Genomic DNA, 19,430 nt, shown 5'->3' with positions numbered 1-19,430 from the left:
GACGGTGGGGTGTCTGAGGGTGCGGTGGTGCCCCAACGCCGGACTGTGTGATCCCGGTCAGGGTGGTCGATAGCGGGCGGCGAGTGGTCGGGATCAGGCGGTTGCGTTGCGTTGTGTGCATGAGGGACTGCCTTGGTGCGGGGTGTGTGAGGGTGGAGCACCAGACTGGCGGCAGGTGTGGTTGTCCACGACAGGGTTGGGGCGTCTGCGCAGGTGGGCGTGAGTGCAGTGGGTGGACGCGCCTGGACGAGGAACGGGAGGGCGTGGGGGATGCCCGACGGTCAGCAGCCGCAGCGGCGGGTCGGGCGGCGAGAGGGTCCGCTCGCCGGAGTCAGCCCGCAGGGAGATGCCCTGGCAGCATGGCTGCGGCAGATCACTGCGGGCCGGACCTTGGACCAGCTGGTCGCTGAGTTCAACACCTACCAGCGCGCCACATGGGGCGAATTCCGCAACGGCCGCAAGCCGATCCCCCTGCCTCTGCTGCGCAAGGTGGTCACCTGCCTGATCACCGATCCGAGCCGGCAGGCGAGGGAGCTGGAACGCGGTCGCGAGCTGTTTCGCGCGGCTGCGTCCGCGGCTGCGGCAAAGGACCGTGCCGTCACCTCCGGCGGGGCGGGTCTGTCGCTGCGGGAGCTGCAGATCCGTCTGGACGACGCACGGCGCGGCCACATCGAGGTCCAGCAAGCACTGCTGGACAACCAGAACACCATCCGCGTACTCGAAGCGACGATCACCTCGCTCGAGAAGCGCTGTGCGCAGCTGGAGGCGGAGCGGGACCAGGCGCTGGGGCAGGCCCGGTCGGTCACGACGGTGCAGCGAGACCTGGAGGCGTTCACCAGGACGCTCACGCAAGCCGAGGAGCGGCTGGAACTGGCGTTCCACGACCGTGCGTCCACCGAGGTACTCCTCGCCGACGTCCGCCGCCAGGCGCAGGGCTACCGGCGCGCTCTTCACGCCCTCAACCAGAGCGCCCCCTCCGGCGCCGACCGGCACGACACCGCCACGGGTGAGGGACCGGAAGACGCTCAGCGCGCCAGCGCGGACCATCAGCAGCCTCAGCACTGGGAGTACGAAGCGCTCCTGGAAACGGTCGACAGCCGGCGGACGGCACGCCACAAGCAGCTGGCGGGCGTACGGCGACGTCTGGGGATTCAAGCCCCTAAGGCGCCAGACGACGAGTCCGCCACCGTGATCGAAGGCGCGCTCTGGGTTGTCCACGCCCCGGGTCTGGACAACCCAGACAATGCCCCGACCAGCCATCAGTCCAGGCTGAAGGCGCTAGAAGCCGACGCTCACGCGCATGGGCGGGCAGCAGCCGAATCCGCGACGGCGACCGCCGCGCCCCCCTCTCCGGTGGCGGCTTCGCCAACGAGGCGGCTGACCGGCAGACAAGCGCGGCGCACCCCCGGCAGGCCGGCCGGCGTTCCTGGGTCATTACCGGGCAGCGGAGACGGCGCCGATGACGTGGAGCGCGGGCGTATGCCCTGGACGCAGCGGAGCGTCCGCGCTCTGCGAGACCACCGGCTGCGCGCCGCGGCCACTGTCCTGCTGCTCGCCCTGACCGCCACGACCGCAGCACCCCCGCCCCGCACACCGCCTGCCTCACACAGCCGGCATGCGGCAAGACATCCCGTCACAGCTGCCGAGCAGGTCCCGCCCGTCCGGTGGACAGCAACCTTCCCCTACAGCACCCACCTCGACGCGGTCACCCGTGACTCCTGGTTCCTCCAGGACCACGACACGATCCGGGCGGTGGACATCGCCACGGGAACCACGCGATGGCGGGAACCGTCCCCCGTCGTCAACATTGCAATGCGGGGGCCGATGGCCGCAGACGATCACGCCGTCTACCCCACTCGAGACGCCGTCGTCCAGGCCCGCGACAGCAGCACCGGATCCTTCAGGTGGGAACGGAATCTGTCGAACCTGCGGCCCACAAGCGCCGACCCCGATCTTTTCAATGTAGTCAGCGCCACGCTGAGCAGGACATCCGATGTCCTGTACGTCGTCATCTGGGCGGGGTCGACGGAGCGGGTGACAGCCGCGCTCAGCACGCGTACCGGCACCGTGCTCTGGCACACCGGAAGTGAATTCCTTACGGAAATCGGTGCCACCTGCCTGATGAGCAGCGACATAGAAACACAAGGTGTCGACTGCCTCAGCGGCATCTCACAGTGGAAGGCAGACCAAACAGCTGAGACAGCAGTATCAACTGGCACCGCAATCATGGCCGCCTGCGACACCGAAGGCCGCATCCGCAGTTTCAACGCCGTCACCGGCCGCCAGTTGTGGCAGACCGCCGGCCCGTACCCCAACCCGCTGACGAGCCTGCAGGCAGCGAACGGGTTGATCTACTTCACCGACTACAACGGACGCCTCTACGCGCTGGACGCCGCCACCGGCACCCCCCGCTGGTCGGCACCCACCGATCTCACCCGGAAGACACCCGCCATCGACCGCGATCACGTCTACGCGACGGGCCTCGACAAGCACCTTTACGCCTTCGACGCCACAACCGGCGCCCGCGTCTGGGCCGCGCCCACAGGCGACTACATCACCGCGGACCCCCAAGTCGTAGGAGACACCGTCTACGCCGCCGGGAAGGACGGACAGCTCCACGCCATCAACCGCACGAACGGCACCCACCGATGGAGCACACCCACCAGCGGCGCAGCCATCACCTACCTTCACGCCACCCCCGACCACATCACCACCCTCACCGACCCCGACAGTCGAGACCAAGCCGACCCCATCGCTCAACAGCGCTGACACCACCCACCAGCCCACCGCCTTCGCCCCGCCCTCACCTGATGGACAACCAGACCGGCTTTCGATGCTGCGGGCGTTCCTCGAGGTCGACCGGGCGACCATGGGCCCCGAACGCCTTGCATCCAAGCTCCGCGCCTACGCCCGCCTGCACCAGTACGTGCCGACGCCGGTCGGCCGGCGCCGCACGATGGAGGCGGTCCGGGGAGGCGAGGAGGAGTGGCGGCGGCACTACCCGCTCTTCCCGCGACTGCTGTTCGTCCTGGACGCCGCCGGCCCGCCAGCATCGACAACCGCATCCGAGCCCTGCACGCGGCCGACGTCGACCCCGCGGTAGCCCTGCTCCTGCGCGAGGTGACCGTGCTCGCCGCACCCATGACCGACCTCCTCCAGCACGGACCCGCCGCGGCCGTGTGGCACCCCGTGCGCCGCTCCGGTCACCGGGTTGGCTGGATGGACCCACAGGTGCCGTAGACGGTGCGCAGCGGGCGACTGCGCACCCGCTCGTGGTCTGCGCGATACCCCGACCACAGGCCCGACCATGAATGCCGGGACCCGACCACAGGCCCGTCCAGCGCAGGTCACAGCGTTGCGCAGCCCATTGCGCGAGCAAGTACCCCTCTACCGCCCCCACTCGGATACACGGGCCCGGACAACCTGCGGAAAATTTCCGCTTCCAGAAGTTCACGATCAAGGTCCCTCAGCCTCTTCACTGCACAAGACTCAATCCGGGGCCACGCCCGGTGTCAGGGAAGGGGCAGTCATGGACACGACCACGGCCGTCATCACCATCGGCTCGGTCGTCATCGCCAAGGGCTGCGCACTGCTGGGGCTCTGGCTGCGCTTGCGCTGGCGGGCTCGACGCGAGCAGAGCCGGCACGACTACCTTCTCGGAGTCGCCAGGGCGGTGGCCGGCTGTGGCCGGGTGGAACTCGACGACCAGCACCGTGACGGCCACCGACTGCGGGTGAAGATTTCCCGCGCTCCGGAGCATGGGGAGGACAAAGCAGCGTGAGCAGCCACGACCCGGCGGAGGGCACCGACCGCCCCGCCGCACCAGCGCCATCCGGGCATTCACGCCTACGGCATGGCTTGCGGCAGGCGAAGGACGAAGCGTTCAGCGCCTTCTACCGCACCGCCGTCGGCCCGCTTGTGGGATTCCTGGTCAACCAAGGCGCCAGCGTGCACATCGCCGCGGACATCGCCCAGGACACCATGGCAGCCGCCTACCAGCGCTGGGAGGACATCGAACATCCCCGAGCATGGGCGCATACGGTCGCCTCCCGCGCGCTCGTCCGCAAGATCGCCTCGGCCGAGGAACAGCCCGTGGAACAGGTACCGGAGCCGACGTCGCTGCTGGCCCATCCGGACGCCATCGCGGAATGGGAGACCCGGCACGACCTGCTGCCTGTACTACGCAGCCTGCCGCCCCGGCAGCGCCAGGTCCTGGCCTGGGCCCTGGCAGGCTTCACCCCCGCCGAGATCGCCCAGCACCTCGGCATGACCGACGACGCCGTCCGCGCCAGCCTCTACAAAGCCCGACGCACCGTAGCCGAGTTCCTTAAGGAACGGGAGGAGGGACAGTGACCGACCACCGGGCACACGACCACTACGACCAGGCCGTCAGCGACCGGCTCGCCCGGCACCAGCACACCCTGGCCAACTCCCTGGACGACGTCCTCGACATCGAAGCCGGTCTGCGGGAAGTCCTTATCCACTCCCGCCACGACACCACCGTCGACAACCTCGACACCGTCCTGGACACCGAAGCCGGGCTCGCCGCCATCCTCCCCACCACACCCCAGCCCGCCACGCCCGCCACGCCCGCCACAACACACGACCCTGTCGACGCAGAAGAACTCCTGAGCGCTGTCAGCCCGGCAGACCGCATGACCCTCCGCAACGACCCCCACGTCAAAACAGTCAGCCGCAAACTCGCTCCCGGCCACTCCCTTGGCCACACCCGCAACCACCGCACCCTCCGCCGATCCCTCAGCCGAGCCCTCACCCGAGCTCTCAGCCTCGCCCAGGACCTCAGCCGCATCTCCGCCCGCCGCTCCGTCTTCAACCCCGTCCGTGCCCGGCATCTCACCCGTACCCTCGACCGAGCCATCGCTGTCTCGCTCGACCTCGCACTCGACCTCGCACTCGACCTCGACCATGTGCTCCTGAGCGGGTTGGACCGCCACCGCGTCCGCGACCTGCATCGCATCATGGCCGGCGCCCTCAACCTCGACCACGTCCTCGACCGCGACCATGCCCTTGACCTCGACCGCGCCCGCGCCCGCGCCCGCGACCTCGCTCTCGCCCTCAGCTTCGACTTCGACTTCGCGCCCGCCGCCATCATCGATATCCGCACCAAGGAGGTGTGCCGGGCCATCGGTCTGGTGCTGCGTCAACAGCCACCCGTCCTCGACACCGCCTCGGTGCGCACGGTTCTGGACGACTTCACCAAAGACGATCTGCGTACCGCCGACCTGACCGATATCGACCTCAGTGGTGTGCGCTGGTCTCGGCACACCCAATGGCCGCCGACCATGAACGTCGACAACCTCAAGGCCCGCTCGGACGAGACACCATCCGGCAGCGGGACCTGGATCGTCCGGTCCGGTACCGCAACCATCCGCAACCTCTCCGAACTGGGCTGAAGTCCAGCAGATCGGGCTCATACCTGTGTGAACGAATCCGCCCTGCGGACCGAGAAGAGCCCCGGCCGGCTTCGACAGCCGTATCCGTGCGCTGCACGCGGCCGACGTGGACGTCAAGGTGCCCTCTTCCTGCGGGAGGTGAACGTGCTCGAGGCACCGATGACCGGTTGCTCCAGCGCGGACCCGCCACAGCTGTGTGGCGCCCCGTGCACGATCCCGAGCGCCGGGCCGGCTGGATGGAGCAACTGGCGCCTAAGACGGTGTCCTACATGGTCAGTTTGAGGAGCCGCTTGTAGCAGCAGAGAGCGGATGCCAGTCCAAGAAAGGCCAGGTAGTTGCCTGGTTGCCGCTCATAGCGGTGGTTGAGCCGTCGGTAGCCCGTCAGCCAGGACATGGTGCGCTCGATGACCCACCTGCGGCGGCCGAGCCGCTCGCTGGAGTCGATGCCCTTGCGGGCGATACGGACACCGATGCGCTTGCCCCATAACCATCGCCGCAGGTGAAGGACGTCGTACGCCTTGTCTGCATGCAGGCGTTGCGGCTTTGAATCGGTCGCGTGGGATTCGTGTCCTATGTGGAAATGGGACAGCATCGGCTTCAGGGCGAGGCTGTCGTGGGTGTTGGCCGCGGAGAGTCCGACGCGTAGGGGCAGTCCGTTCGCGTCGGACAGGACATGCATCTTGGAACCTGGCTTGCCCCGGTCCACGGGGCTCGGACCTGTGTGTTCGCCCCCTTTTTAGCCCGCACGTGCGCGGAGTCGAGGACCGCACGGGACAGATCGACCAGGCCCTCCTCGTCCAGGAGCTGGAGAACCTTCTGGTGCAGCCGTCCCCAGACTCCGGCGCGGGACCAGATGGCGAAGCGGCGGTGCACGGTCGACTTCGACGCTCCGAAGCACGGCGGCAACGCCCGCCAGGCACATCCGCTGACCAGCACGTAGATGATCGCGGCAAACACGGCCTCATCATCGATGTTCGCGACCCCGCCACCCTGCGGACGCACCCGCGCCGGCGGCAGCAACGGCCTTGCCAGCTCCCACAAGCCGTCCGGAACGATCCATCCCCACCGTCCACTCCCCATACCCAGCACAACAGCCAACTGACCATGTAGGACACGGTCTAAGACCGTGTCCTACGTGGTGAGGCGGACGAGTCGTTTGTAGCAGCACAGGGCGGCTGCGAGTCCGAGAAAGGCCAGGTAGTTGCGGGGATCGCGCTCGTAGCGAGGGCTCAGACGTCGGTAGCCGGACAGCCAGGACATCGTCCGCTCGATGACCCAGCGGCGGCGGCCCAATCGTTCGCTGGGCTCGATGCCTTTGCGCGCGATCCGTACTCCGATGCGTTTACCACGTAACCATTTCCGCAGGTCGGCGCGGTCGTAGGCTTTGTCGGCGTGCAGGCGTTGAGGCTTGAAGTGGCGGCCGCGGTGGGGGTCGTGTCTCGTTTGGTGACCCTCGATCATGGGCTTCAGCCCTTCGCTGTCGTGGGTGTTGCCGGCCGAGATGCCGACGAGGAGGGGCAGTCCGTTCGCGTCCGACAGGATGTGCATCTTGGAACCCGGCTTGCCCCGGTCCACGGGGCTCGGACCTGTGTGTTCGCCCCCTTTTTAGCCCTGACGTGGGCGGTGTCGAGGACGACGCGGGTGACATCGACGAGACCGGCGTCGTCGAGCCGGTGCAGCACTGCTTCGTGCAGGCGGCCCCAGACACCGGCTCTCGACCAGATCAGGAACCGGCGGTGAGCGGTCGACTTCGATATCCCGAAGCAGGGCGGCAGTTGGCGCCAGGCGCAGCCGCTGACCAGGACGTAGACGATGGCCGCGAACAGCGTCTCATCAGGCGTGTCCTGTGTTCCGCCGCCCTGCGGCCGCACCCTCGAGGGCGGGATCAGCGGCTTCGCGATCTCCCACAGCCCGTCCGGAACAATCCAACTCCACGTACCCCGCCCCATACCGAGGTCAACGACGCCTCACCACGTAGGACACGGTCTAAGACATCGTTTCTTTTGGTTTGGTCGTTCGTTGATCCGTGCATGACGGATCTGGTTGGACGGTTGGTGCCGGACGAGTTGTGGGTGCTGTTCCGGCGGGTGGTGCAGCCCGTCGAGGTGAACCGTCCGCAGGGCGGGGGCCGACGGCGGGCCGGCGATCGGGAGACTCTCGCCGCGATCATCTTCGTGGCCACCTCGGGCTGCACCTGGCGGCAGTTACCGCCGGTGTTCGGGCCGGCCTGGCCCACGGTCTATCGACGCTTTGCCCAGTGGAGCCGGGACCGGGTCTGGGCCAGGCTGCACCGCGTCGTGCTGGACGAACTCGGCAGCCGGGGAGAGCTGGACTGGTCACGTTGCGCAATCGACTCCGTCAGTGTCCGGGCCGCAAAAGGGGGCTATTGACCGGACCGAATCCGACCGACCGCGGCAAGTTGGGATCGAAGATTCACCTCATCACTGACCGGAGCGGACTGCCGCTGTCACTGGGCATCTCCGGCGCCAACATGCACGACAGCCTCGGCCTGAAGCCGCTCGTGCGGGGGATACCCCCGATCAGCTCGCGCCGCGGGCCACGCTGCCGTCGCGCCGCCAAGCTCCACGCCGCCAAAGGCTACGACTACGACCACCTGAGGCAATGGCTTGGTGAACGAGGTATCCGCCACCGCATTGCGCGCAAAGGGGTCGAGTCGTCCATGCGGCTCGGCCGTCACCGCTGGGTGGTCGAGAGAACCGTGTCCTGGCTGGCAGGCTGCCGACGCCTGCACCGCCGCTACGAGCGGAAACCAGAACACTTCCTCGCCTTCGTCGGCCTGGCAGCGCTTTTGATCGGATACCGCCGCCTGACCAACCCCGTCAGGGCCTGAGCCGCTTCTGCTGAGGATCGAAACAGACCAGCCCCATCGAGTCCGCGAGTGCCGCAGCATAGGCAGAGACCTCTTCGGCCATGCTCCAACCCAATGGAATGTAGGCGAACGGGCCGCTGGCTCCCGCGATCAACGGCCATCCAGCCCAGGGTGAGGCGTCCCCGTCCACAGACGCGTCACCCCACCGCTCTACTAGCGCGGCAAGATAATCCGCGATGCGCTCGGTCGGAGGATGGTCTACCTCTGCGTCCAAGTAGCGGTCGTAGAGGTCAGTGAGGGCTCGGCGAGCCGTCCTCACATCCGCCGGCCGCTCTCCCTCCCATACGGCCAAGTCGTAGCTCATGCCTGGAGGCTCTCACACCGCTAGGACAAGGCGACACCGGCGGCCACCCAGCACCAAAGGAAACGGCGTCTCAGACCGTGTCCTACGTGGTGAGGCGTCGTTGACCTCGGTATGGGGCGGGGTACGTGGAGTTGGATTGTTCCGGACGGGCTGTGGGAGATCGCGAAGCCGCTGATCCCGCCCTCGAGGGTGCGGCCGCAGGGCGGCGGAACACAGGACACGCCTGATGAGACGCTGTTCGCGGCCATCGTCTACGTCCTGGTCAGCGGCTGCGCCTGGCGCCAACTGCCGCCCTGCTTCGGGATATCGAAGTCGACCGCTCACCGCCGGTTCCTGATCTGGTCGAGAGCCGGTGTCTGGGGCCGCCTGCACGAAGCAGTGCTGCACCGGCTCGACGACGCCGGTCTCGTCGATGTCACCCGCGTCGTCCTCGACACCGCCCACGTCAGGGCTAAAAGGGGGCGAACACACAGGTCCGAGCCCCGTGGACCGGGGCAAGCCGGGTTCCAAGATGCACATCCTGTCGGACGCGAACGGACTGCCCCTCCTCGTCGGCATCTCGGCCGGCAACACCCACGACAGCGAAGGGCTGAAGCCCATGATCGAGGGTCACCAAACGAGACACGACCCCCACCGCGGCCGCCACTTCAAGCCTCAACGCCTGCACGCCGACAAAGCCTACGACCGCGCCGACCTGCGGAAATGGTTACGTGGTAAACGCATCGGAGTACGGATCGCGCGCAAAGGCATCGAGCCCAGCGAACGATTGGGCCGCCGCCGCTGGGTCATCGAGCGGACGATGTCCTGGCTGTCCGGCTACCGACGTCTGAGCCCTCGCTACGAGCGCGATCCCCGCAACTACCTGGCCTTTCTCGGACTCGCAGCCGCCCTGTGCTGCTACAAACGACTCGTCCGCCTCACCACGTAGGACACGGTCTCAGTCCAGACCGCTGGGTTTCTGGTGAGGACCGCGGACAGCAGGTCACCTTCGTACATGTCCCCCTCTGCCATCGGGTTGTCCCGCAGCACCTCCAGTGCCAGCGGCAGGAGATAGCGCAGTCCAATGTCCTGGCCGATCAACAAACGCATGTCCTCGACGGTCAGCTCGCCGATCGGTCGACGCCGCAAGCCGTGCGCTGTAGCGACAAGACGGGTGGCATCGGCCGACGGGACTGGCCAGCGGTCGCGTTCAAGCTCTTCAAGGGAGCGGTCACGGTTCAGGGGACGGGTCACCGCCCGATTGTCCTACGACGAGATCTCAAACGCGGTCTCAGTGGCAATGTCTCTTTCTGAATCTTGATCCGGTCACTCGTTGCGTGCCACTCGAAGCACGCGTAGCGGCCTGGATGATGACCACCCTGCCGGACATGCCGCCCCGGCCGCCGACGCTGCATGCAGCAGTCCTGCATGGACCCCCTGCGGACCATTGCACATCTGCGAAGGTCCGCAGCCCGCCGGGGTGGGCCCGTGACGCTGCTGTAGGTCCCTGGAGCAAGGTGCCGCGGCTGACCGTGCTGCACCGCCGGCCTGGGCCGGCCTGCTACCCACGCAGCACCCGTGTGCCGCCTGGCCCATGCAAATGCTGCGCTGCACCCACGACACCGAATGCTGCAATCCGAGGAGCACAACCAGGACCACGAGCAGCACCCCAGTGACGACCGCTGTGCCCAGCGGGCAGCAACCTGCTGCACACCACGGCGAGCAGGACGACCAGGAGCAGCGGGACCTCACGGCCGCAGGCCCTCGTCTCACACCTCACACGCGCATACGCACCGCGCTCACCTGGGGAAACGGGGTGTGTGCCACGCAGGAGCAGTCGGGAGCTTGGGGCCTACAGGACGGTGCCGTACAGGGCGCGGCGGTCGCCGGACATCGCGTACCGGCGAGCTGCAAGGCCGTGCTCCGGGGGCTCGCCAATTTGCTCGCACAGCAGCGCCAGGACGTCGGCGGTCTCGATGTAGGAGAGGTAGGCCGGCGCGACTTTGAGCATCAGCTCCCCAATCGCGTGGGTGCTGGCGGCGAGGTCGTCGACGACACGGCGCAGCGCGGCGATGGCCGGGTCCGCCGGCGGATCGGCGGGCGGCGGAGGCGGTGCCGTGCGGATGTCGCGGACGGCCTGGCGGACCACGGCGCGCACCGTGGCCGCGTCGAGGGTCTGCAGGCCGCTGTGGGCGAGCGTGGCGAGTCGGCGGGTGATCAGCTCTGCGACGTCGCTGCTACGGCTGGAGACGTCGATCAGGGCGCGCTGGGACAGGCCGTAGTCGAGCGCGGTCGCGGCGGCCGGGTCGTTGTCTCGCGTGCGAGACGGATCGGCTTGGGCCGCGACGGCGCCGTGGATCGCGGTGAGGGCGCGGGCGACGTCCAGGAGCCGGTACGGCTGGGCGCGGCTGATGCCGAACTCCGCAGCGCAGTACGACTCCCAGCTGCTGTGCCCGAGGGGGAGCCAGACGCGGGCGGCGTGCGCGTCGCGGACCCGGGCGGCGAGCACCGCCACGGAGCGCCGGACGTCGTCCATCGCCTCACGCAGCCCGGCCGTCATCTCCCGGGCGCGGGCCACGGTGAGCGGCGGCCGCGCCCGGTTCGGCAACGTGCTCCTGGCCCTCGTTATGCTCGCCCACGACTCCCTCGTCCTGCGGGCCGGCGGGCGGGACCAGGGCGCGGGGAAGCACCGGCGCGAGCTCTGCCTCAAAACCTCACAGCCTCATATTTCATCGCGTCTACCTGAAAAACGCCCTGTGAGCCACTCCCGCGCCCCAGGCCCGATCGGCTACGGGTTCCCAGCAGCGAAGGCGTCGCGCCGCGCCTTGCGGGCGTCGCGCATCGCCCGTCGCTCCTCGGGCTGCACGTAGAGGATATGGACGGCCTCGGCGATCAGATCGGCGACGTCAGCGACCTCCTCGGCGGAGAACGCCAGGCCGTCGTGCAGGCTCCAGTTGCCGAGGAAGCGGGCCTCGTGGAGGTTCTCCACGATCTCGCTGGTAACGCCCCGGTTGACCAGGTCATTGATCTTGTCGGCGAGGTATTTACCCTCGGCGCCGAGGTCCTTGCAGAGTTCCTCGACGGCGGCCCGATACATCGCCCCCGCCGCCCGGTATGCCTCGGCGGCCTCCGCCCGTGCGCCCTCCGCGAACAGGTCGCGCACCGCGTTCGGGACGGAGGTGTGCAGCTCGCGAGGCTGCCGCTCCGGCCAGACCTGCATCACCCGGAGCACCTCGCCGGTCTTCCCATCTTCGTGGAAGCGGATCAGCTGGTGCATGACCACGGTCTCGTGGCAATGTGTGCAGTTGGCGACGATCTGCCGCAGCCAGGTGTGCATCCCGTATTTGAGCTGATGCTCGACAGACGCGTGCTCGGTCTGAACATGCGGCCAGACATAGGTGCTGAGGCCGGAGGAGCCCCGGACCGAGAAGCCGGCGTGGAGGTGGCAGTTCGGGCACAGGCCCGGGGGGACGAGGCCGTTCTTGTCAACGGTGAGGCTGGTCATGGTTCAGGGATAGCGGACCGCCAGGGTATCCGGAAGCGGGTTTTCCCGTCCCGGTTCACCACCAAGCTCTGAGCTGGATGGCAAACTCACCTGGCAAACGGTCAAGATCGCCTGTCAGAGGACAACCAGGCCGGGGCACGAAACGGGCGCGGGTTCGTCAGCTGAGGTGGCGGACAGTAGGTGGTCAGTGGCGCCTTCGGCCGTGGCCGGGCAGGCCGGCCAGGATTGCGTACACGCTGGAACTGCCGCTGTTGGGGGCCGACTCCGCCCGCCACCCTTGGGCCGGCGCGGGCGGCACCATGCGCAGCAGCCCATTCACGACGGGGCGGGGAGTAGCTGGAGTCCTTATCGGTTCTCCTGAGAGCGGGCAGCGCTCCCCCTCCGGCATGAGGTGCTGGGCGAGAGCGTCCTTGTGGGTGATCCGGGCCCAGGTGCCGCAGGCGCACTCGTAGCTGTTCGTCAGCTCTTTGCCGGTCACCACCACTTGCCCGGATTTCGGGCAGATGCCGGGGCGATCCGGTGCCAGGTGCTCGTAGAGGTGACCGTTACGCAGGCTCGCCTTCGTCGGTACACCGCATTCGGGGCAGATGAACAACTTCGTTGGGGCCAAATCGCGTCTCGGCACGTCGTCACCCTTCACTTGGCCTCCGCCTGCCTTCACAGCCAACTCACCGCGAGACAGATGCCGTTAGGTTCTCCCCTGCCCGATTGGCGCCCACACCTGAGTGCATGCAGTCGCACGAACGCCCCCGGGGCAGATGGTGACTACGACGCGCGGATACGCGTTGCTTCCCGGATGACTACCGGTGGATACGGCCGTGGCTACGACGCGGAACGCCCCGACCCCGGCATCTGCAATGCGGGGGTCGGGGCGTAGCAGAGTGACAGAGTCATTCTGCTGGTTCCTCTTCGCTGAGCAGCTTGATGAGATGTGCGCGCTGCCAGCCGCGCAGGCTCGGCCCAGTCCAACCCATGGATCGGTCTCCCTTGCTCAGGTTGCATGCCGGGCACAGCGCCTGGCCGTTGACTACGTCGGTAGGGCCACCATGCGTCCACGCCTGTTTGTGGTCGGCGTGCCATCCCGGCAGCAGGGAGGAACCACAGGCTCCGCACTTGCCCCCAGAGGCGAGAAAGAGTGCCACTCGCTCACTCGAGTTGAATGACCGACGTGAGTCACGGAAGTCTTCGGACAACGCGAAACCCCTCTCGCAACAGCGCCGTTACGACGTGTCAGTAAGCCTGCCAGAGGGGTCTGACAATCGGTTCCTGCGTGCCTGATGATGCTCGGACGCGCACGGGAGGACACCAGGACTGACGCACTGCAGTTGCGGGTGCCAGCCGTACCCCGTAACAGGGGCCTGGAGGCAGCTCCGGGCCCCGGCCCGCTCTGGCTCCGGAGGTCGCCCCCCGGAGCCCGCCGAATCGCACTACGGCTGTTCGTCTGTCTCGGACGGTCGCGGCCGGGCGCGGTGGCCTCGAAGGCGCGCGGCACCCCAGGCGGAAGCGGTGAGAACCAGTGCGGCTCCGAGGCTGCCGAAGAATTCGGGCAGCGAGGCGCGAAGAAGCTCGTACATGAAAACTCGGGGCACGCCAAAGGACCCCCGAGCGTGCCCGTCTTCTCTCTGTACGAAGTGGTGGGCGTCCGACCGTGTTTGCCCCCGGGGTCTCAGGGCGTATGTGGGTAGGTGGCGGCCCGGACTCTCGGCAGGGACGGCGAGCCAGCCGAGAGAGCCGGGTGAGGTCGGCTTACCGAAGTATGCCGTCCCACCGGACCAGCCAGACACGGAGTTGCAGCCTCCGGGGAGCATGCGGTAGTGCCCGGAAGGCTCGCGTGAGACTCGTGGAGCGTCCCGCGCGGCGCCCCTCGCAAGCCGCCGCCCGCGCTGGCTTGGCGGCCGAATGCCAGAACGACGACCATCGCAACCATGCCTTCCGCGTGCTCGGCCGCCGAACAGGACCGCTTGCGCTGGTCTCTCCTGGCAAGCGGCTCTGCCCGTGCTCTTGTGCTGCGTCTACATCCACTACACGCTCCGTTACGATGCACGCTACGGTTTGTGTCACGCGCAAGGAGAGGGCGTGCTGAACCGCTTTCCGTTCCCCTCTGTCATCGCGTGTTGTGGTGCAACAGCAGCGTCCGGGGTTCGGGCGGGGATGCAAGAGGTGAGAAGTGCGGACCGACTTCGGTGATCTTGTGGTCAAGCAGGCCATCGTCCACGTAGTGCCTAAGCGCATCCGCGGAACAGAGCTTGCCCCGCTTGAGCTCAGCCAGGCTGTATGCCAGCTCGACGACACCGTGCGGACGGCACTTCAGGCCCGCCTTCGCGACGTACTCACTCGCCTAAGCCGCGAGGTCGTGGAAGACCCCGACATCAAATCCGGACTCCCCGACGCCGTCCGCGCTTTCCTGACCGACGAACAAGACCTCGTCAGCGTTTCGGGCGAAATCGCTTACCTGCTGCGCGACAACCAGACCGCATCCAACCCGGCGGGCCTGCTTCTCGTCGCCACCGCTCGCCTGGACGGCCAGCGAGCCCTGCTCATGGTCAAACTTGAGCAGGAGACCGGTATGCAGGCCAAAGAGATCACCGCCGACGGCCTGCGCACCTTCGACGTGCAGTATTTCGCCAATCTGCTGTTCACCGAGCGGTCCAAGGTCTACAAGGTGGCCCTCTTCTCCGAGGAAGGACTCACGGAGGAGAGACTGGAAGGGTGGGCCGCTGACGCCCAGATGTCGGGCAAGACCGTGGCCAGGTTCTTCCTGGAGAAGTTTCTGGGCTGTCGGCACAAGAACGACCCGCGAGAGCTCACCCGCCGCTTCCACGACACGGCCATCGACTGGGTCAACACCCGCTTCACTGACCCCGAAGTACGCATGGACTACGTCATGGCAGTCATGGTCGAGCTGCAGAGCTCTGCGGCCGCACTGGACCCCACTGCGTTCATCCAGAAGCACGTGCGCCCACAGCACCGCGACGATTTCGCCGACTTCCTCGAGGAGAACGACGTCCCTGTCCGCGTCTTCGACAAGGACAACGAACTCGTCAGCAACCGGCTGCAGAAGATGAGAGTGGAGCTGTCCAGCGGTGCCTTCCTGGTCGCACCGGTGGAAGCTGTGCAGGATGGCACAGTCGAGGTGGAGGACCTGGGGGACGGCCGGACCATCGTCACTGTCCCCGGCATCGTTACCAGAACCAGTAGTTTTGCTGGGACCGGACGCCACGCCCAGCGCAAGAAAGAGCTGCAGAAGGCTCAGATCCCGCCTCAGGAACCCGGCTGCGACAGTGCTTCGAACGTCCCCGCGGCCGACGACGGCATGCCACCGGCGCGGGCTTGATGTCCTGTCCCTACGTGTTTCCCGGTGAAACCCGATGGCCCTGACCGCTGACGAAGCGTTCCAGCGCTACCAAAATGAGAGAGAGCGCATCGAGGTGGCGGCCAGGGGAACCGCAGACCACATCGCGCGCAGCGCCGCCCGAAAAGGGCTGACCTGCGAGGTGACCTCGCGCGCGAAAGAGGTCAGCAGCTTCAAGAACAAGATCGAGCGCAAGGGCTACACCGATCCGTGGAGACAGATCACCGACAAGGCGGGTGTCCGCGTCATCGTGCAGCACTCCGGACTCCTCGACCCCATCCTGGAGGTGATCACCGGCTGCCTCGACATCGTCGAGATACAGGACCACCGCAAGGCCGCTGACAATGTGGACCGCCTGAGCTACCCCCGCCTGCACATCCAGGCTGTTATGGCCGGCCAGGAGACCGACCCGGACGGCACCCCGTACGAGTGCGAGATCCAGCTGCGGACAGAGGCAGTCGACTTGTGGGCGCGGATGTCGCACAAGCTGCTCTACAAACCTGGTGTCGCCCCTCCTGCCGATGTCAGCCGTTCGCTGTACCGTCTGGTTGCTTTGATTGAGCTCTACGACCTCGAAGTCGAACGGGGGGTACAGGCCATGTCCGCGCACCCCGAGCTCGCCCGCAGCAACCAGCTCCTCGACGTCACCGAGCAGGTGTACCGAACCTTCACCGACCACCCATACAGCCGAGACCTGTCACACGAGGTAGTCGATGTCCTGACGCAGGCCATCGATGACGAGACCGACTACAGCGAGAAGCTCACCAGGTTCGCCGAAGACTTCCGCGAGCGCCTTGAGCGTGCCTACGCCGACTACGGCCCCACCAGTGCTCACTTCCTGGCACACGGCCGCTACCTCCTGGCCAGCCAGCCAGAGAGCTTGATCATCTTCGAACGGTTGACCAACGCCCGCTTCCGCCTCCAAACAACCTGGGAGGAAGGCGAACTGTCCGAAACCATGCTCACCGACATGGCCAGCGCCTGGGGAACCGCACTATGACCAACCCGACCCAGCCCTGAGCCTCCTGCCCTGGCCGCTGCCACCGCGATGTTCATCGAGGTCCTCGTGGTCGGCATCGGCACCCTGGCCGCGGGCGCTCTGCTGCTCATCGCCCTCGCCAGCCCCGCCACGACAGTCAAAGTCGCCCCTGCGGCAGATTCCACACTGGTTGCGGGGGTGGCCCTGGCGGCCGGCGTAGGCGCTGGGCATCCTCACCGACCGAGCAGCTGATGCCGCCCTCACGCCCGTCCGCCGCCGGTTGCGAACCGTGTCCTTTCCCCCAGGAAGTTCCTACGCCCAGGCACGTATCCGTCTCACGGAGATTCCGGCCTTTGCCGCTCAGGCCGACTACGCACGCTCCCGTATGCGGATCTGCCGCGGCTGGCTCGTCAACACCGTGGCGCTGACCCTTGCCGCCGGCCTGGCCCTCCTCCGCTACTCCTTCGAGCACCGAGAGCTCGTTGTCTGCGTCGTCACCGTCCTCGGTCTGCTGACCGCCTTCGGTTTCTACCGTGCCTGGCACGCCCTCGCCGCCACCGGCTACCGCAAACTCGCTGAGCAGACCATGCTCGCGGGCTCCAGCCCGCCGGTGCCTAGCCAGACCCAGCCCAATCCGGCTCCCTGAGCGTCTGAGTGGGCCCCGTCAACACCTCTCTGTGAGCGTCCCCTCCCGGCACGCCGCACAGGAACAACACCTGACACGTCGTCGGCCGACAGCCAAGGTGCTGGGGCTCGACGTGTTCGATCTGGCCGTACTCGGCGCGCTGGTCTCGCTGGCGATGCAGTAGGCGAACCGCGGGAAGGTAGGGAAGTAGATGCCCGCGCGCAGCAGGAAGGCCGTGGGAGAGATCCCAGGGCCCCTTCTGTCTGTCCGGGCAGGGTCAGCCGGTGGTTCGTCCGTAGGGACTTCCAGCCAGGTCCCGATGCCTGCTGCTCGGATGTACAAAGGCCCACTACCGAGCGACCAATACGGAACGGCATACTCATCTGACTTTCAGTGACATCGGGGGAGGGTCCGTGTTCAAAACGTGGCGCGAGGAGTACCGGGCGAATCAGGCCTTGAAGCGGCAGATCGAGCTGGAGCAGTGGGAGCAGGAGAAGCGCTGGCGCGAGGAGGACAGGGCGGAGCGGCAGAAGGTCATCGCGGAGAACGCCCCTGCCCTGGCTGTGCACAACGAGCACATGAGGACGGCCACCGGCGTCTCGTACCTGACCCTGGTCTGCCACGAGGACACATGGACCTTCATGGCCGTCCGCGCCTTCGGCCAGTGGACACCAGCCTGGACTCAGAGCGAGAAGCCGGTCATCACGGTTGGTACGCACCGACGTGGGATGAGGTGGGAAAGTTCACCGTGGACCCGAACCTGCCGGAGGGACGGATCAGGAAGATCAGCACCGGCACGGGCCGCAACGGGCTCCAGCAGGTGCTTCTCTCCGGTCACAACCTCACCCAGCTCCTGAGCGCGATGTACGAGGGGGCGAAGGAGGACGATGTCGCGGCTTCTGCCCGCTGCAGCCGCCTCTATAAGAAGCTCGCCGAATTCGTGGAGCTCGTCGACCCGGATGCCGAGGCTGGCCGGACGACCGGCGTCACCTTCCGCATCGATGACAGCATCGACGCCGCACACGTCGGGCAGTAGCCCGGCCGTCGGCTTCTCCAAATCATCCAAATCCTCGAACCCTTACTCGGCGCGGGGAAACACCTGGGACGTGGCTCTCCTGACCAGGGCTCACCCTCGAGGGCGCGGTGATCAGCTAGTGGCCCGTACGCCTTTCCAGCCGGGCCCGAGTCCGCGTCGGCGCGGCCGTCCGGAGCGCGGCGCGGGCACCTCGGCGACATCCTCGCCGACGGCCGGGGTGAGTCGGCGGCGCAGTGCGGCGGTTGCGGCCGGCACCGCGGCGAGTGCTCGCGCGGCTTCCGGGTCAATCGCCGCGAGGGCCTCGGCGAGCATGTCGATGGCGTCCGCCGCGTCCTCGACCGCTCCCACGCTCCACGTGCTCGGGGTCACCGCGTCAACCAGCTCGCACACCGCATCGGCCACTGCCTCCGCATGCTGCTCTACTTGCGGCCCGGCCTTGCTCAGCTCCATGTCCCACCCAACGATCGCGCCGTCCGGCCGGATGTCCGGCACCACGGCAAAGGGCCTGCGCGCAGTGTGGGCGCGGGCCCTCGCAAGCCATCACCGCAGCAGCCCTCAAGGTTCCCGACTGGCTCATCCTGCTACAGCAAGTCCGTGAACCCGCCCCAGCCCGCGTAGCAGCTCTTCGGACCGCCAAGGAGAACACAGTGGCCGGACTCGCCAACGGTGTCGCTGCAATGCCGGGGGCGGAGCGTTGCCCTGGGGGCTACCCGATCCAGACGATGTTCAGGACGGTCAAGCGGTTCAGGGGCCGGTTCACCCAGTAGGTGAGGGATAGCTGGCCGACGCACGCGTAGCGCACGTCCTCGCCCTCGGGGTCCTCGGCGTTCCACTGTCGGAAGCCCCACGGGTCGGCCGCGGCAGCGTCCAGGACGTCCCACACGGTGTCTTCGACGTGTTCGGGCAGGGTGTTGAGGACCTTCGCGGCCGGCGGCGAGAAGCGGACCGCGTACAGCTGTCCGCTCACCGGCGGCCTCTGCGCAGTTCCGCCATGTCGATGAACTCGCTGTCGTCGTAGTCGGAGGCGACGAACGCGTCGACCGCCGGGGCGTGGGCGAGACGGCCCTGCCAGTCCTGGACGACCTCGTACAGCCCGGCCAAGGAGAACGTCCGGCGGGACTCCTCCAGCGCCGCCGCCCACTCCCGCTCGAAGGCCGGCACCCACTGCGCGGCCCGCCGGTCGGCACGCAGCCGGGCGAGCAGTTCCGCCGGAGCCCCGGGCGCGGGGGCGTACGGCGTGACGGGTACGTGGTTGGGCTGCGCGCTCATTGGCTGGTCCTCCCGGCGGCGGGTCGTCACCTCACCGTACGCGCGCCGGGTGGCCGTGGATGAGGCATGTGCAGATA

General features: G+C 67.5%; 24 protein-coding genes. 12 read left to right on the top strand and 12 right to left on the bottom strand.

Translation table 11 applies throughout. From position 1 onward, the window contains the following. Window positions 1-270 precede the first annotated feature (270 nt). The 5 genes from OG736_RS46950 (at window position 271) to OG736_RS46930 (ending at window position 5,414) form a co-directional block, all read left to right on the top strand. Window positions 271-2,769: an outer membrane protein assembly factor BamB family protein gene (locus OG736_RS46950; protein ID WP_327188293.1), complete on the top strand. Its 2,499-nt coding sequence runs from the start codon at window positions 271-273 to the stop codon at window positions 2,767-2,769. A gap of 64 nt (window positions 2,770-2,833) precedes the next feature. Further along, the gene (locus OG736_RS46945) at window positions 2,834-3,103 is read left to right on the top strand and encodes a hypothetical protein (protein ID WP_327188292.1); all 270 of its coding nucleotides are present in this window, start codon (window positions 2,834-2,836) and stop codon (window positions 3,101-3,103) included. 426 nt (window positions 3,104-3,529) lie between these two features. Continuing rightward, window positions 3,530-3,781 carry a hypothetical protein gene (locus tag OG736_RS46940; protein WP_327188291.1) on the top strand — a complete coding sequence of 84 codons (252 nt, stop codon included), beginning with the start codon at window positions 3,530-3,532 and terminating at the stop codon, window positions 3,779-3,781. Window positions 3,782-3,858: 77 nt separating this feature from the next. Next, window positions 3,859-4,353, top strand: coding sequence for an RNA polymerase sigma factor (locus OG736_RS46935; protein ID WP_327188290.1), 495 nt, complete (start codon window positions 3,859-3,861; stop codon window positions 4,351-4,353). Next, window positions 4,350-5,414 (top strand): hypothetical protein, encoded by a 1,065-nt coding sequence (locus tag OG736_RS46930; RefSeq protein ID WP_327188289.1) that lies wholly within the window; start codon window positions 4,350-4,352, stop codon window positions 5,412-5,414. Before OG736_RS46935 ends, OG736_RS46930 begins: the two co-directional genes overlap by 4 nt. Before the next feature lie 265 nt (window positions 5,415-5,679). Here the strand turns inward: OG736_RS46930 and OG736_RS46925 are convergent. Together OG736_RS46925 and OG736_RS46920 are read right to left on the bottom strand one after the other, a co-directional pair. Next, window positions 5,680-6,494 (bottom strand): IS5 family transposase gene (locus tag OG736_RS46925; RefSeq protein ID WP_327181242.1). Its coding sequence is split into 2 segments (ribosomal slippage): window positions 5,680-6,152 and window positions 6,152-6,494, totalling 816 coding nucleotides; the frame shifts between segments, so codons are not numbered across the junction. A gap of 51 nt (window positions 6,495-6,545) precedes the next feature. Beyond that, a protein-coding gene (locus OG736_RS46920) for an IS5 family transposase (protein WP_107104380.1) occupies window positions 6,546-7,363 on the bottom strand; the annotation gives its coding sequence in 2 pieces (ribosomal slippage) (window positions 6,546-7,021 and window positions 7,021-7,363; 819 coding nt in all). 81 nt (window positions 7,364-7,444) lie between these two features. Between OG736_RS46920 and OG736_RS46915 the strand changes: the two genes are divergently transcribed. Continuing rightward, window positions 7,445-8,265, top strand: a protein-coding gene (locus tag OG736_RS46915; RefSeq protein WP_327188288.1) for an IS5 family transposase whose coding sequence is annotated in 2 segments (ribosomal slippage) — window positions 7,445-7,792 and window positions 7,795-8,265 — 819 coding nt in all. Because the reading frame shifts where the segments join, the coding sequence is not laid out codon by codon here. Here OG736_RS46915 and OG736_RS46910 read toward each other — a convergent pair. Next, window positions 8,255-8,608, bottom strand: a complete 354-nt coding sequence (locus OG736_RS46910; protein WP_327188287.1) for a hypothetical protein — start codon at window positions 8,606-8,608, stop codon at window positions 8,255-8,257. The two genes, OG736_RS46915 and OG736_RS46910, sit on opposite strands and share 11 nt — an antisense overlap. Window positions 8,609-8,719: 111 nt before the next feature. On the opposite strand from OG736_RS46910, the gene OG736_RS46905 reads away from it, so the two are divergent. Further along, window positions 8,720-9,536, top strand: a protein-coding gene (locus OG736_RS46905) for an IS5 family transposase (RefSeq protein ID WP_107104380.1) whose coding sequence is annotated in 2 segments (ribosomal slippage) — window positions 8,720-9,063 and window positions 9,062-9,536 — 819 coding nt in all. Because the reading frame shifts where the segments join, the coding sequence is not laid out codon by codon here. Here OG736_RS46905 and OG736_RS46900 read toward each other — a convergent pair. The 5 genes from OG736_RS46900 to OG736_RS47485 all read right to left on the bottom strand — a co-directional run bounded on the left by OG736_RS46900 (window position 9,506) and on the right by OG736_RS47485 (window position 13,234). Next, a complete protein-coding gene (locus OG736_RS46900; RefSeq protein ID WP_327188286.1) occupies window positions 9,506-9,841 on the bottom strand; it encodes a contact-dependent growth inhibition system immunity protein in 336 nt (111 codons plus the stop codon). The two genes, OG736_RS46905 and OG736_RS46900, sit on opposite strands and share 31 nt — an antisense overlap. Window positions 9,842-10,439: 598 nt before the next feature. Further along, a complete protein-coding gene (locus OG736_RS46895) occupies window positions 10,440-11,195 on the bottom strand; it encodes a hypothetical protein (RefSeq protein ID WP_327188285.1) in 756 nt (251 codons plus the stop codon). A 180-nt stretch (window positions 11,196-11,375) separates the two neighbouring features. After that, the gene (locus OG736_RS46890) at window positions 11,376-12,092 is read right to left on the bottom strand and encodes a DUF4145 domain-containing protein (RefSeq protein WP_327188284.1); all 717 of its coding nucleotides are present in this window, start codon (window positions 12,090-12,092) and stop codon (window positions 11,376-11,378) included. A gap of 184 nt (window positions 12,093-12,276) precedes the next feature. Continuing rightward, on the bottom strand, window positions 12,277-12,732 hold the full coding sequence (locus OG736_RS46885; protein WP_327188283.1) for a hypothetical protein: 456 nt from the start codon (window positions 12,730-12,732) through the stop codon (window positions 12,277-12,279). 250 nt (window positions 12,733-12,982) lie between these two features. Continuing rightward, window positions 12,983-13,234, bottom strand: a complete 252-nt coding sequence (locus OG736_RS47485) for an HNH endonuclease signature motif containing protein (RefSeq protein ID WP_442817226.1) — start codon at window positions 13,232-13,234, stop codon at window positions 12,983-12,985. Window positions 13,235-14,259: 1,025 nt separating this feature from the next. Between OG736_RS47485 and OG736_RS46880 the strand changes: the two genes are divergently transcribed. From OG736_RS46880 to OG736_RS46865, 4 genes are all read left to right on the top strand, one after another. Next, entirely contained in the window at window positions 14,260-15,426 is a 1,167-nt protein-coding gene (locus tag OG736_RS46880) for a nucleoid-associated protein (RefSeq protein ID WP_327188282.1), read from the top strand. 34 nt (window positions 15,427-15,460) lie between these two features. Further along, entirely contained in the window at window positions 15,461-16,444 is a 984-nt protein-coding gene (locus OG736_RS46875) for a RelA/SpoT-related domain-containing protein (protein ID WP_327188281.1), read from the top strand. 364 nt (window positions 16,445-16,808) lie between these two features. Continuing rightward, on the top strand, window positions 16,809-17,069 hold the full coding sequence (locus OG736_RS46870; RefSeq protein ID WP_327188280.1) for a hypothetical protein: 261 nt from the start codon (window positions 16,809-16,811) through the stop codon (window positions 17,067-17,069). Window positions 17,070-17,100: 31 nt separating this feature from the next. Then, window positions 17,101-17,232, top strand: a complete 132-nt coding sequence (locus tag OG736_RS46865) for a hypothetical protein (protein ID WP_327188279.1) — start codon at window positions 17,101-17,103, stop codon at window positions 17,230-17,232. 264 nt (window positions 17,233-17,496) lie between these two features. Here the strand turns inward: OG736_RS46865 and OG736_RS46860 are convergent, their stop codons facing one another. Next, complete coding sequence (locus OG736_RS46860) at window positions 17,497-17,691, bottom strand: hypothetical protein (RefSeq protein ID WP_327188278.1); 195 nt, start codon at window positions 17,689-17,691, stop codon at window positions 17,497-17,499. Window positions 17,692-17,796: 105 nt separating this feature from the next. Between OG736_RS46860 and OG736_RS46855 the strand changes: the two genes are divergently transcribed. Then, a complete protein-coding gene (locus OG736_RS46855) occupies window positions 17,797-18,084 on the top strand; it encodes a hypothetical protein (RefSeq protein ID WP_327188277.1) in 288 nt (95 codons plus the stop codon). A 111-nt stretch (window positions 18,085-18,195) separates the two neighbouring features. Here the strand turns inward: OG736_RS46855 and OG736_RS46850 are convergent, their stop codons facing one another. The 3 genes from OG736_RS46850 to OG736_RS46840 form a co-directional block, all read right to left on the bottom strand. Then, a complete protein-coding gene (locus OG736_RS46850) occupies window positions 18,196-18,579 on the bottom strand; it encodes a hypothetical protein (RefSeq protein WP_327188276.1) in 384 nt (127 codons plus the stop codon). A gap of 211 nt (window positions 18,580-18,790) precedes the next feature. Then, window positions 18,791-19,051: a hypothetical protein gene (locus OG736_RS46845; RefSeq protein ID WP_327188275.1), complete on the bottom strand. Its 261-nt coding sequence runs from the start codon at window positions 19,049-19,051 to the stop codon at window positions 18,791-18,793. Beyond that, complete coding sequence (locus OG736_RS46840; protein ID WP_327188274.1) at window positions 19,048-19,353, bottom strand: DUF6247 family protein; 306 nt, start codon at window positions 19,351-19,353, stop codon at window positions 19,048-19,050. The genes OG736_RS46845 and OG736_RS46840 overlap by 4 nt, the downstream gene beginning before the upstream one ends. Window positions 19,354-19,430: the final 77 nt, after the last annotated feature.

Source organism: Streptomyces sp. NBC_01334 (genome assembly GCF_035983595.1).
Taxonomy (GTDB): domain Bacteria; phylum Actinomycetota; class Actinomycetes; order Streptomycetales; family Streptomycetaceae; genus Streptomyces; species Streptomyces coriariae.
The sequence above is the reverse complement of the archived record's forward strand: the minus strand, read 5'-3'. Positions and strand labels throughout refer to the sequence as shown.